Below are 13,297 nucleotides of genomic sequence, written 5' to 3' on the forward strand. Positions count from 1 at the left end.
GAAATACTTCCCCGTTTTTGATTGTGATTGTTTCTTCTTTCATGGTACTAATCTTTTTGTTATGATTTATAACCAATTTGTTTTCTTGGATTAGAATTAGGTTCGGGCTTACTTAATAGTTTCGTTAAGGCTTGGTATATTTCGTTAAATTGCACATCTGTACTTTCCTCCAACGCCTCAATACGTTTCAATAATTCTTCGTGTCCAATTACCATTTGTCGCATCAGAACAAAAGCCCGCATGATGGAAATATTTACTTGAATGGCGGTCTTACTCCGTAGAACTGATGAAAGCATGGCTACTCCTTGTTCTGTGAATACCATTATTAAGGACACGCCAACGTTATATCCAGAGGGTATCACATTTTGTGATACCCCTATATTCACAATCATATCGCTTTCTTCCCTTGTTAATTCGAACATAAAGTCTGATGGAAATTTGTCCATATTTCGTTTAACTGCTTGTTTTAATGCTCTTGTTTCTACTTGATACAATTCTGCCAACTGAAAGTCCAACATTACCCTGTAACCTCGAACTTCAAAAATTTTATTTTGAATAATTTGTAATTCCATAATTTTGTGTTTTATTGATTTATAACTAATTTTGTCTCTATTCCTTTAAGTTTTCCTGCTAACATTGCCATATCATCACTAATTTTCGTATCCGTAATTTTTGCATAAATTTGAGTGGTTTTGATATTCGTGTGTCCAAGCATTTTTGATACGCTTTCAATTGATACTCCTTTCGTAAGAATCAGAGTAGCAAACGAATGTCGAGCTAAATGGTACGTTAATTTCTTATTGATTCCACACAAATCTGCAATTTCTTTCAAGTAAGCATTCATCTTTTGATTACTCAAAATAGGAAGAAGCAAACCATTAGGAAGATTACCTTTGTATTTTTCAATAATTATCTTGGGAATATCCAACAATGGAACACGATATGTTACATTCGTCTTTATTCTTTTACCGATAATCCATAGGTTATCGTCAAACGATTTACAAATATTATCAGTTGTTAAGCTTTTCACATCAATATACGCCAAGCCGGTAAAAGCCGAAAAAAGAAAAACATCGCGAACTTGTTCCAATCGTTTGATAGAGAAATGTTTATTCATGATAATTTCTAATTCGTTTTCTGTAAGATAGCCGCGGTCTGTTTTTTCAAAACTAAATTTGTAATTTACAAAAGGATCAACATGAAGTTTTCCGTTGTTTTTGGCAATTAAAACAACGGTGCGTAAATGTTGAATGATTTTCACAGCGGTATTATGTCCACAGCCATAATTCGTCTTCAAAAATATTTCAAAATTAGATATAAAGGAATAGTTGATTTCTTTTATACTGATGTCGGAAATCTTATACTTTTCTTGCATATACTGTTGAAGCCTATTATGAGTTCTCTCAAATCGTTTTACTTGATTTGTTCCAATGAGATTGTTTTCACATTTTGACTTCATCATCTTGATGTGATTTTGAAATAAATCTAACAAGGTATCATTGTTTAATTGTTGCCCTAAAAAGGCATTTCGGATTTTCTCGGCTGTAACGACAGATTCTCGTTCGGAAATTTCCCGATAATGATTATATATCTTCGCTTTACAGTTATCTAAGAAAACATTTAATTGTTGGATTTGTGCCGTCTTTCCAATTGCTTTTCCGGCATTGGGATTCCAATCGGCGGGATTAACTTCACACTTTAAACTAAATTGACTGACTTTACCGTCTAAGGTAATCCGTGCCATAATGGGAGCTTTCCCATTGCTTTTGATTGCATTGCCTTTAATATAAAAAAGGACTTTGTACGTGCTTCGCATGTTTACTCATTTTTAATGGTTACAAAATTAAACTTTAATTCTGTCAAATGAGTCATTTCTTCTGTGCCAAATTACGACAAATCAACGCCTTATTGCGACTTTCGTTACCTATTTCAGTTTTCCAAAAATAGGTAACGATTTGGTAACTGAGCTTTGTCTGAAAATGGCTTTTAAATGTCTTGAGGAGGGTATAAAGAAAAAAGCCAAAAATCAGTAAATGTATTATCTTACAGAGTTTTGGCTTCGATTTTGTCCTTTTCCAGTGTCCTCGCAGGGACTCGAACCCTGGACCCATTGATTAAGAGTCAATTGCTCTACCAGCTGAGCTACGAAGACTTTTTTAGGCTGCAAAAATAATATTTTTTTGGCATTATGATGAATTTTTAAATAATTATTAAGAAGAGTAAGGAGATAAGAATAGGATTATTTTATTATTTCAGTACCTTATTAAACTTATATTCAAGCATATTACCGAATAAACAGAATTAAGCATTTCGGTTTTATTTGTTAATATTTAATTATTCTTGTAACTTCCCGTTTACCAACCGGACCGGGATGTGATTCCACTTCGAAACCTATGGTTTTCAGCATTCTTTTAAAGGAATTTTTTGCACAATATGTAACTATGACTCCTCCCGCTACTAAATGTTCTTTTAATTTCAAAAATATTTCTTCCGACCATAATTCCGGTTGTTTCGACGGGGAAAAGGCATCGTAATAAATCAAATCAAAATTATCCTTAAAATCAATTTCCTGCATCATTTTATTGATTTTAAACAAGTGAAAATTTTCATCAATCTTTATTTCTTCATTCCATTTCGAGATGTGAAGTTTCAGATAATCATTATTATCAATACTCAATAGTTCGCTGTAATTTAACTTCGATACGATATTAATATCTAAAGGAAAAGCTTCACAAGTTATATATTCGATATTAATTCCGTTCTCACGTGCAAAAATATATGTCAGAAAAGCATTCAATCCCGTTCCGAAACCCATTTCAAAAATCTTTAGACTTTCCCTTCCTTCAAAATATTTTAATCCGAGATTAATAAAAATATGACGGGATTCATTTACAGCACCGTTAACCGAATGATAGCTCTCTTCTAATTCCGGCACATATAAGGAGTTGGAATTATCTGAAGTTTTTATTATTTCAACCTTCATAGAATATTATGAAACTTTAAATTTCAGATTATATTCAAGGCACAGTTTAACAAACATCTGGGGATCGATGCCGCTACCGGAAACTTTTGTATCTACTACATAATTATGCTTTTTGTCGTATATCTCAATGTAAAGAGCGCAACTGCCCGGACATTGTCTTATATATGAGCTGAGATTTTCAATATATTCCGGAGTTATTTCCTGCGTTTCAACATACAAAATTACTTTTTTGGTTAATTTACTTAATACGGAATCCAAAAGCATAATCTCGGAAAACTTAAAAACATGTTCATTACTGCCTTTCCAGAATCTCGGTGCAACGTTACCCTTAATATAAATTAAACTTCCCGGTATAATAAAAGGCCCAAACCTAATATTATCTTCGGAAAATATTGCCATAGAAATATTCGTATCATAATCTTCAAGGACAAACCTGCTGTACTCATTGCCGTTTTTGTCGTAAGCCTTAGTAACATCGCCAACCATTGCGGCAAAAGTAAGATTAGGCATAGCTTTTGATTCGTCAAGAAGTTCTCTGACATTTGACAATGAACAATTTGTAAAATAATTTATTGTTGTTCTATATTGGTCAAGAGGATGACCTGAAAGATAGAAACCTATATTTTCTTTCTCAAGTTTCAACTTTTGAAGTAAGCCGAACTCCTTGCATTCGGGAAATTGAATCTCAAGATTTTCTTCCTGAACCTCACCGAATAAAGACATTTGCGGCGAATTCAAACGGTTTTTATAATCATTAATAAGTTTTAAAAAAGTATCAATAAATAACTGTCCGTCTTCTCTTTCCTTATACAGGAATTGTGCCCTGTGAATTCCGGGGAAAATATCAAAAGCACCTGTCATCATTAATGACTCAAGACATTTTTTATTCATAGCCTTGGAATCAACCCTTATAGCAAAATCAATAATATCCTTAAATGAGCCATTTGCATTCCGTTCCGTAATAATAGATTCAACGGCAGTGCTTCCGACGCCTTTAATTCCACCTAATCCGAAAAGAATATCGCCGTTTTTATTGACAGTAAAATTGATATTACTTTCATTGATACTCGGACCTAAAACTGTGATTCCCATTCTTTGGCATTCTTCAATAAAGAATGTAATCTTCTTTAGATCGGAAAGATTGTGAGTGAGAACCGATGCCATATACTGTGCAGGGTAGTGAGCTTTAAGGTAACCTGTTTGATAACCGATAATTGAATACGCAGCAGCGTGCGAACGATTAAAACCGTAGGCCGCAAATTTCTCCATTGTTTCGAAAATGCTTTCGGCTTTTTGTTTTGCAATATTATTTTTTTGAGCACCTTCAATAAATTCGGCTTTCATTGCCTGCATTTCCTCAAGTTTCTTTTTACCCATCGCACGCCTGAGTACGTCCGCTCTTCCGAGGCTGAAACCCGCACAAATCTGAGCCGTTTGCATGATCTGTTCCTGATAGACCATAATTCCGTAAGTTGGTTTTAATATTGATTCCAGATCCGGATGCGGATATTCGATTTTTTCTTTTCCTATTTTTCTGTTAATGAATTGAGGAATGTTATCCATAGGTCCCGGACGATATAATGCGTTCATAGCGATGAGATCTTCAATGTTTTCCGGCTGAAGGTCTTTCAGGTATTTTTGCATTCCCGGCGACTCAAATTGAAATATCCCGACAGTATTTCCATTTTGAAAAAGTTTGAAGGTAAGTTCGTCGTCAATCGGCAGATCATCAATATTTATTTCAATACCTGTAGTTTGCCTGATATTTTCAACAGCATCTCTAATTATTGATAAAGTTCTGAGCCCGAGGAAATCCATTTTCAACATACCGGCCGATTCCACTTGAGAGCCTTCGAACTGAGTGACCATCATTTTGGAATCTTTTGCAGTGGCTAAGGGAATATGGTTTGTAAGATCTTCGGGACCGATGATTACACCGCAGGCGTGAACTCCGGTCTGGCGAATAGAACCTTCCAGTTCTATAGCATATTTTATCACTTTTTGAGCCAATTCCGGACCTTTTTCCGCTATTTCCTTCAAGTCCTTATTCATACTGATAGCTTCAGGAATGCTGCCGGCTCTATCGGGAATCATTTTTGTCAACTTATCCGCATCGGGAATAGGCATTTTAAAAACTCTCGCAACATCCTTCAAAGCCAATTTCGAGGCCATTGAACCTATAGTAACAATTTGGGAAACATGATCCTGGCCGTATTTCTCGATAACATAATTCAGAACTTTCTCCCTGCCTTCGTCATCAAAATCAACATCAATATCGGGCATTGAAATTCTTTCCGGATTAAGAAACCGCTCAAAGAGGAGATTATATTTAATAGGGTCAACATCTGTAATACCAATGGAATAAGCAACTGCAGAACCGGCAGCGGAACCTCGTCCCGGACCAACGAGTACGCCCATTTCACGGGTCTTGTTTATAAAGTCCTGAACAATCAAGAAATAACCTGGAAACCCCATCTTCTCAATTACGGAAAGTTCATAATCCAATCTTTCTTTTATCTCATCGGTAATTTCACCGAATTTCTTTTCGGCACCGTTATATGTCAGTTTTTTCAGATATTCCATCTCACTCATGTTATCCTCTGTAGGGAAAACGGGTAAAATAACCTGATCTTTTTTTATCGAATATTCTTCAATTTTATCCGCAATCTCTAAGGTATTTGCCAAGGCTTCTGGATATTCGGGAAAGAGCATAGACATTTCTTCATAAGTTTTCAAATACTCATGTCCGGAATATCTTAAACGTTTCGGATCATCATAATCTGAAGCCGTACTTATGCAAATATAGATATCATGGGCTGTTCTGTCTTCTTTTTCTATATAATGTACGTCGTTTGTGGCAATCAGTTTTACATTATGTTTTTTAGATAATTCCGCTAAAACAACGTTTACCTTTTTTTGATCTGGGATTCCGTGATCCATCAATTCGAAATAAAAATCGTCTTTAAAAACTCTTTTAAACCAATTGATTGCTTCTTCTGCGCGTTCAAGCATATTATTTCTGATAAAATAAGGTATTTCACCGGCAAGGCAAGCGCTGGAAACAATAATTCCTTCGGAGTATTTTTCTAAAACTTCCTTATCTATTCTCGAATTATAATAGAAACCTTCCTTAAAACCTATGGAATTCAGTTTGCACAGATTTTTATATCCGATAAGATTTTTTGCAAGTAAAACGCAATGAAACCCGCGTGAACGTTCACTATCCACATTCCCTTTGTCGAAACGACTATTTTCGGCTATATATGCTTCACAACCAATGATAGGTTTAATCCCTTCTTTTTTAGCTGCATTAAAGAAGCTCATAGTACCGTACATATTACCGTGATCTGTAATTGCAATAGCAGGCATGCCCAAAGCTTTTGCTTTTGCAACAAGTTTGTTGATATTAGACAATCCGTCTAATATAGAATACTGAGTATGAACATGTAAGTGAACAAAGTTTGACATTTTAGGAAGGTTTTTCAGGATTACAAAGATAGAGAAATTAGATGAGAATAGAAGTGTGCGAATCGAAAGTTATTAACAATTACAAATTTAATTAAGGGAGTATTCTGGTTCTATTGCCGTCATTCTGAGTGAAATAAAAAATTCAGATGTATGAGAATATAAAAATTAAAGGCACATGTAGATAAGACATTAATACTTTTTCTATTTACTAAAATCGACTTAAAATCTTCACAACCTTTAAATCAGTTTGAATATTACAGTATTTTGAGGCTTAATAATATTAATTTATACTCGTTAACCTTTGTAAAAGATTTGCGAAACCATATTAAATCCGCGTTTTTCGAAAAATGCATGGGCAGAATGATTATCTTTTCCGGATTCCAAATAAAATTCCGTTATTCCCCTACTCTTTAACCACTCCATTCCGCTGTCAAAAAGTAAGGAACCTAAACCTCCGGTTCTATGGTTTGGCGAAACATACAAATCGCAGATAACACCGAAAGGCTCACCGCCGTCATCATCAATTTCAACAACGGTAAATCCGATTATTTCCTTATTATTTTCAGAAACAAAAACTTCGGAATCATTACTATTAATTTTCCGGATAATGTACTTTTTCCATTGATTCTCTCCGCCGGAAGCAACTTTTCCATTAGCCAATCCGACTCCCATTTGCATTTCACCATGAGAAATATATTCGGGATGTTTTTCTAAATTATTGATAAATAATTTAGTTAAGAAATCAACATCCTCATTTTTTGCTTTTCTAATTTCCTTTTCCATTATTTTTTCCTCCTAACATTAACAGTATAGATTAACAAGGTCATTAGACCCGTAAAAATCAGAAATATTGTTATGCCGATTAAACTTATTCCTATTCCGTTCGATTGTATTTTCAATGACTCCAGAAAAGGAATTTTTGTTTCCATAAATATAATCTGGAATAATGATGCAACCGATATTCCTCCCAAAACTATATTAAGCAACGTGCCTTGTTTCAACGACTGAGTTTCGCTGATATTATTAAGCGAGTTATCAATTCTTTCCATCATCTCTTCCAATTTCTCGCGGTCTTCTTCAACACCTAATCTCTTCCTTGTTCTGTCGAACATTATTTTATGAGAAACAAATTTCGAATATTTGACAGCATCTAATTTCGACAGTAATTTTGTAATTTCGATACTTAATTTTGCATTTGCTTCAATAGCTTTATTAGGGTTTTCAAAGGCTTTATCCGAAAGAACAGATTCCAGCAGTATATCCGTTACGTAAGATATAGTATGTTTTTTAGCAAGAACCATTTCAAGAATGAGCAGATATTCCGGCCATGAAACGTGATAATGACTTCTTTCTTTGAGATGTTCTTCCCAATCTGTAGGAGCTTCCTTACCGCCCCGCAATCCGTAAGTTCCAAAAACAACACAAACATTCTGATTGACGAGAATAAGATCGTCGGTATCTATTGCAACGTTTTCGCCGCAAACATCATCATGGGCTTCTTCTGTTCTGTAAGGCCATTCTGCAGGATAAAGAGACATAAGCCCTACTAATTCCCGTTTATGATGTTCCATAATATGCGATATTATTTCTTCCTCCTTAATCCTTCCGAAAAGATTGTCATAATGCTGAAGAGATTCCCAAATATCAACAAAAGCATAAATCGTATCAGCACCTACTGTCGGAATTTTGTTCTCGTCTTTTTTCTTTTTCCGATTTAATTTACCGTTATTATTATTGCATCTCACATCATCGCATAAATGCAGAACACATTCTTTATATCTATTAAAGACCTGAGTTAGTAAAGCTTTATCGGATGTAAAGCGGCAATTTTCCTCATAATTATCATCCCATTTCCCGTTACAATCCAAGAAAAGGCTTTCAATAGACAGACCGTCAATTTCAACATTAATATCCGTATGCGAGCCGTCATCACTCATACTCCAGTGCTCCGCACCTTCGGCCAAGGAAATCAAAGAAATCACATGGTCTGTAGTAAGTAAATCCGATGCTTTAACTATTTCATCATCAATAACCATGCGGTAAGTTATGGAAACGGTTTTGTTGAAAAATAAAGACATTTCAACATGCATCTTTCCTTTAATGTTAAGAGGATAAGGTTCTTCCAAATCAATATTAAAAGTAAACTCTTTAAGTTTGTATCTTTCTACAGGACTTTTATTTCCTGAATAGATAAAAATTTGTTTATCTATCGGATCCAAATCCCGTTCAACATACTTTTTTAAATTATCAGGAATACAACAAACGCTAAAGTCCCCTTTACAATCTTCTTTTCTTTTCTTTAATTTTTTATTATCGAATTCTAAAGTGAATATTTGCATAAACACAATAGAAAGACCTTTATATTTCAGTCCTTTGGTAAAATCGTTATTACATTCCAAGTTAATTATTTCACTCATTTTATTTTTCCCGATCTTGTTAAAATAGAAAATAAAATTCCGGCACCAATACAAATAATTACTAATACCGGACTCCATACAACATCAATAACTTCCGAAATAATTTTCTCTATACAAGTTATAAATGGCAGGTGCAAATTTAATATAATAAATGGAATGACGGAAGTAATTTGAAAAATCTATTCGAAACAAGGTTAAAGGAATATTTCTAAATTATTGAGATAAGAAAACTGAAGATAATGATAAGGAAATACGGGAAAATATCGGGTGAAATGAAAAATACATTTCACTCGAAATGTTGATATTTGAACGGGTTAATTCGGATGCGAAACACTGATTAATGTAACTAAAATATGATTTTTTTCTAATATTTATATTATTATTCAAAAAATGTTGTACTTTTGACATTGATTTTAATATATCGAAAATGAAAATTTAAAAACAACCAAAATATAAACAATTTAAATTACATCACTATGAAAAAAACTTTGTTATTTATTTTATCAATTATTGTTCTTCTTGGTACCACATCTTGTACTAAACAAAAGAAACAAATCGAAGCATTACAAAATCGTACAGACAGTTTACAAACTGTTGTAAATGCTAAAAATCAACAAATCAATGACCAACAACAAGATATTAATGAATATATCGGATTGATTATTGAAATTCAGAAAACCATTGAATCCATTAAGGAAAAAAGCGGACAGTTGACTGCTCAAACTATGGAACAAAAAGGCGCTACTACTGAAGCTCAAAAAGAACAACTTAAAAAGGATATTAGCGATCTATACGAGATGGTTGAAAACAGTAGAAAACAGGTTAATTCTCTACAAGGTCAATTAAGCAAATCTAAAAAGGAAATTCAAAATCTTACTGCTTTAGTTTCTAATTTAGAAGAACAGCTTAATGCAAGAGACAAAGAAATTGCCGAATTACGCGCATTGGTTGAAAAACAAATCGGCCAAATCAATATTCTTGAAAAAACCGTTACTGAAAAAGACGTACAAATTCAAACCCTTGAAGGTCAGGTTAACGACCATACTATAACTTTAAATACAGCTTGGTATATTATCAGTAACAAAAAAGACCTCAGAGAAAAAGGAATTGTTGACAACAAAGGCAGAGTTATTAAAGAAACCAATTCAAACTTTACTGCAATTGATGTTAGAACAACTACTGAGATTCCGGTTAACTCGAAAAGAATTACTATTTTAAGTGCTCATCCGGCTTCGTCTTACGAACTTGTATCAAAAGACAAAGTTGTAGAAAAGATAATAATTACTAATCCGGCTGCATTCTGGAGTGTTGAGAAGCGTTTGGTAATTCAAATCAAATAAGAAACATTTTTCTTCAGCAAATAATAAAAAAGAGTCACAAGTGGCTCTTTTTTATTATTCGGATATTAAGTTGATATTTAAAAGTGTTTATGGTAGTATCATAAAACCACAAGTAAAAATTATGACAAACAATATTATTCTCGGAGTTCTCGGCGCACAGGAAATAATTTTTATAGCTCTTATTATATTGATTTTTTTCGGAGGAAAGAAAATACCGGAACTTATGAGGGGGTTAGGAAAAGGTGTACGGGAATATAATAAAACTGTCAATAATATTAAGGATCAATTTAATGATATTAATAATGATGTTGTTTCATCGGGGACGAAAACAAAAGAGAATAATCCCGACGAAAAAACCGAAAAAGATGATACCGGGGACATAAAATCATGAAAGAGCTCAGTATATGGCAACATATTGAAGATTTGCGCTGGACAATAGTTCGTTCTGTAATTGTAGTTCTGGTTTTTACAATTGTTGCTTTTATTTTTAAGGATTTTGTTTTCAATTCGATAATTCTTGCTCCCTGCAGTAACGATTTTGTTTCCTATAAAATAATAAACAAAATATTACATGCTTTTTCACCGCAGATTAATATAATGGCTGAAAATATTAGCTTAATCAATATTAATCTTGCCGCACAACTATTCATACATCTTTCAATTTCATTTTATTTAGGATTAATAGCAGCGGTACCTTATATAATTATTGAAATATGGCTTTATGTTTCGCCGGCCTTATATTCAAACGAGAGAAAGCCTGCAGTTACAGGAATAATTTTTTTTGTACTCTTATTCTTCTTGGGTATATTTATAGCTTTCTATATAATTTTTCCAATAACTCTCAGCTTCTTAAGTTCCTATCAAGTAAGTGAGTCGGTTCCTAATCAAATCTCTCTCAATTCCTATATTTCAACATTTCTTTCATTAATATTTATGATAGGATTAGTTTTTGAAATGCCTGTTGTTGCTTATTTCTTCGCAAAAATCGGAGTGTTGAAATCGGCTTTTCTAAAAAAATACAGAAAAGTAGCAATAGTAATAATCCTAATCCTTGCCGCTATAATTACTCCTACTACAGACATTTTTACCATGCTTTTAGTTGCCGTTCCTTTGCAGTTATTGTTCGAATGTAGTGTTTTGGTAGTGAAGAAAGTTGAAAAAGGAAAGGAAAGAAAGGAAAAAGAGGAAAGTGCAAAAACTTGAAACACAAAAAATAAAAAAAGCACACCAAGGGAAAGGGGGTGTTGAGCGTGTTAAATATTTAATTTAACTTTCCCTCGGTGTAACTTAGAACTTTATCTATAAGCAATAAAGCTTATCAATATTCTCTTTATATCTATCAATAACTACATATCGCCTGATATTCAATGGTGACAGAATATTATTATCTATCGTCCATTCATCTGCAATCAATTCAAATTTTTTGATCTGTTCTTCTTCTTTGAAATAAGAATTATATTTATCGATAGTTTTTGCATATCTTTTTAATACTTTGGGATTGTTAACAATATCTTCTATTGTTGAGTATTCTATACTATGTTTTTCGCACCAAGATTTAAGAAAAGAAAAATCGGGATTAATTATCGCAACTGGATATTCCCGATTTTCCCCAACAACAACTATATGTTTTATAAACCTTGATTCGGTAAATTTTAATTCGATAGGCGCCGGATTTATTGTTACTCCCAAAGATGTTGTAAAGAGATTTGCCAAACGACCACGAATAATCACCTGACCTTTATCGGTAATCTCTGCTAAATCACCTGTTTTAAACCATCCGTCCGCATCAATAACCTTCTTTGTTAACTCTTCGTTTTTGTAATAGCCCAACATTACATTATGTCCCCGGCAGAGTAATTCACCGTTTTCAGCAATTTTAATTTCAACTCCGTTCAACGGTAGTCCGACTGTTCCGGCTTCTCTTCCGTCTTTTGCCCTATTACTTACTGCAATTACAGGAGAAGTTTCGGTAAGTCCATAACCTTCGAAAACAGGTATGCCGATAGCGGAGAAAAAAGAAGCAAGTTGTTCTCTGATACTAGCACCACCCGAAACTAAAATATCGAAATTAGTTCCGCCGACCAACTTTCTAAGTCTGGAATATACAATCCTATCGGCAATTTTATATTGAAGGTTATAAATTCTCGATCGCTTACTATCCTCTATTTCATAATTATTTGCCAGATTAATTGCCCATGAATAATTTATCTTTCTTATTCCTTTCAAATTATTACCCCAGTCCAGAATCCTATTATATGCCTCTTCAATAACTCTGGGCACCAATGACATCATCGAAGGTTTAATCCATCTCATCTCTCCGAACAAATGATCTGCATTTCGAACATAATAAACAGACATTCCCAAGTATTGATATAAAAAGACCAAAACTCTTTCATAAGCATGACTTAAAGGGAGATAGCTTAAAGCAATGTTTGATTTAGGATCAGGGATATGTTTTAAGTTAGCAACCTGATTTAAAATATTTGCATGTGAAAGCATAACACCTTTTGGAAAACCTGTTGTTCCCGAAGTATAAATGATTGTAGCACAATCTCCCGATTTAATATTGGTTCGTCTGTTTGCAAGTTCAATCGGATTCTGAAATGTTTCTCCGAAATCCACAAGTTGTTCAAAAGTAGGATATGTACCGTACTGACCTATAGTATAAACCAAATCCACGAAAGGAACATCGCAAAGTATATTTTCGGTTTTGTTAATTATACTCTCAACCTCAACAACAATTAATTTGGTATCGCTATGATTTAATATATAATGGTAATCCTTTTCGGAAATAGCCGGAAAGATAGGAACCGTAATGGCTCCTACCTGCATAATGGCCATATCCAACATATTCCATTCCGGTCTGTTATAACTCACTATAGCAATTTTTTCACCGGGTTTTATTCCGAGTTTAATAAAAGCATAGCTAAGGTTATTTACAATTTCAACATAATCTCGAATACTGTATTTCACCCACTCATTATCTTTTTTCCCGGCAAGCGCAACTTTTTGATTCGGAAAAAGTTCGATGTAACGGGCAAGCAGATCAAATAACCTTGTTTCTTTCATATTCTTGTTGTGATTATTTT

The 13,297-nt window shown here is 33.7% G+C and carries 10 protein-coding genes and 1 tRNA gene; 3 read left to right on the forward strand and 8 right to left on the reverse strand.

What is annotated here, in order from left to right:
* Positions 1 to 59: 59 nt before the first annotated feature.
* From LBP67_10235 to LBP67_10265, 7 genes are all read right to left on the reverse strand, one after another.
* Positions 60 to 572 carry an ORF6N domain-containing protein gene (locus LBP67_10235; GenBank protein MDR2085357.1) on the reverse strand — a complete coding sequence of 171 codons (513 nt, stop codon included), beginning with the start codon at positions 570 to 572 and terminating at the stop codon, positions 60 to 62.
* Positions 573 to 583: 11 nt separating this feature from the next.
* On the reverse strand, positions 584 to 1,816 hold the full coding sequence (locus LBP67_10240) for a site-specific integrase (protein ID MDR2085358.1): 1,233 nt from the start codon (positions 1,814 to 1,816) through the stop codon (positions 584 to 586).
* Between the two features lie 263 nt (positions 1,817 to 2,079).
* A tRNA-Lys gene (locus LBP67_10245) sits at positions 2,080 to 2,152 on the reverse strand.
* A 171-nt stretch (positions 2,153 to 2,323) separates the two neighbouring features.
* Complete coding sequence (mnmD, locus tag LBP67_10250; GenBank protein ID MDR2085359.1) at positions 2,324 to 2,983, reverse strand: tRNA (5-methylaminomethyl-2-thiouridine)(34)-methyltransferase MnmD; 660 nt, start codon at positions 2,981 to 2,983, stop codon at positions 2,324 to 2,326.
* Positions 2,984 to 2,989: 6 nt separating this feature from the next.
* The gene (gene dnaE / locus LBP67_10255; GenBank protein ID MDR2085360.1) at positions 2,990 to 6,451 is read right to left on the reverse strand and encodes a DNA polymerase III subunit alpha; all 3,462 of its coding nucleotides are present in this window, start codon (positions 6,449 to 6,451) and stop codon (positions 2,990 to 2,992) included.
* Positions 6,452 to 6,745: 294 nt separating this feature from the next.
* Positions 6,746 to 7,234 (reverse strand): GNAT family N-acetyltransferase, encoded by a 489-nt coding sequence (locus LBP67_10260; protein ID MDR2085361.1) that lies wholly within the window; start codon positions 7,232 to 7,234, stop codon positions 6,746 to 6,748.
* Positions 7,234 to 8,868 (reverse strand): hypothetical protein, encoded by a 1,635-nt coding sequence (locus LBP67_10265; protein MDR2085362.1) that lies wholly within the window; start codon positions 8,866 to 8,868, stop codon positions 7,234 to 7,236. The genes LBP67_10260 and LBP67_10265 overlap by 1 nt, the downstream gene beginning before the upstream one ends.
* 476 nt (positions 8,869 to 9,344) lie before the next feature.
* On the opposite strand from LBP67_10265, the gene LBP67_10270 reads away from it, so the two are divergent.
* The 3 genes from LBP67_10270 to tatC all read left to right on the forward strand — a co-directional run bounded on the left by LBP67_10270 (position 9,345) and on the right by tatC (position 11,411).
* Entirely contained in the window at positions 9,345 to 10,208 is an 864-nt protein-coding gene (locus LBP67_10270; protein ID MDR2085363.1) for a hypothetical protein, read from the forward strand.
* A gap of 121 nt (positions 10,209 to 10,329) precedes the next feature.
* Positions 10,330 to 10,599, forward strand: a complete 270-nt coding sequence (locus LBP67_10275) for a twin-arginine translocase TatA/TatE family subunit (GenBank protein ID MDR2085364.1) — start codon at positions 10,330 to 10,332, stop codon at positions 10,597 to 10,599.
* Complete coding sequence (gene tatC, locus LBP67_10280; protein MDR2085365.1) at positions 10,596 to 11,411, forward strand: twin-arginine translocase subunit TatC; 816 nt, start codon at positions 10,596 to 10,598, stop codon at positions 11,409 to 11,411. Before LBP67_10275 ends, tatC begins: the two co-directional genes overlap by 4 nt.
* 96 nt (positions 11,412 to 11,507) lie before the next feature.
* On the opposite strand, the gene LBP67_10285 is transcribed toward tatC, so the two are convergent.
* A complete protein-coding gene (locus tag LBP67_10285; GenBank protein ID MDR2085366.1) occupies positions 11,508 to 13,277 on the reverse strand; it encodes a long-chain fatty acid--CoA ligase in 1,770 nt (589 codons plus the stop codon).
* Positions 13,278 to 13,297: the final 20 nt, after the last annotated feature.

It is taken from the genome of Bacteroidales bacterium (genome assembly GCA_031276035.1).
In the GTDB taxonomy this organism is placed as follows: Bacteria; Bacteroidota; Bacteroidia; order Bacteroidales; family BM520; genus RGIG7150.

Coding starts and splice junctions, on each gene's coding strand:
- LBP67_10235 (MDR2085357.1), bottom strand. CDS start 572: ATGGAATTACAAATTATTCAAAATAAAATTTTTGAAGTTCGAGGTTAC.
- LBP67_10240 (MDR2085358.1), bottom strand. CDS start 1,816: ATGCGAAGCACGTACAAAGTCCTTTTTTATATTAAAGGCAATGCAATC.
- mnmD (MDR2085359.1), bottom strand. CDS start 2,983: ATGAAGGTTGAAATAATAAAAACTTCAGATAATTCCAACTCCTTATAT.
- dnaE (MDR2085360.1), bottom strand. CDS start 6,451: ATGTCAAACTTTGTTCACTTACATGTTCATACTCAGTATTCTATATTA.
- LBP67_10260 (MDR2085361.1), bottom strand. CDS start 7,234: ATGGAAAAGGAAATTAGAAAAGCAAAAAATGAGGATGTTGATTTCTTA.
- LBP67_10265 (MDR2085362.1), bottom strand. CDS start 8,868: ATGAGTGAAATAATTAACTTGGAATGTAATAACGATTTTACCAAAGGA.
- LBP67_10270 (MDR2085363.1), top strand. CDS start 9,345: ATGAAAAAAACTTTGTTATTTATTTTATCAATTATTGTTCTTCTTGGT.
- LBP67_10275 (MDR2085364.1), top strand. CDS start 10,330: ATGACAAACAATATTATTCTCGGAGTTCTCGGCGCACAGGAAATAATT.
- tatC (MDR2085365.1), top strand. CDS start 10,596: ATGAAAGAGCTCAGTATATGGCAACATATTGAAGATTTGCGCTGGACA.
- LBP67_10285 (MDR2085366.1), bottom strand. CDS start 13,277: ATGAAAGAAACAAGGTTATTTGATCTGCTTGCCCGTTACATCGAACTT.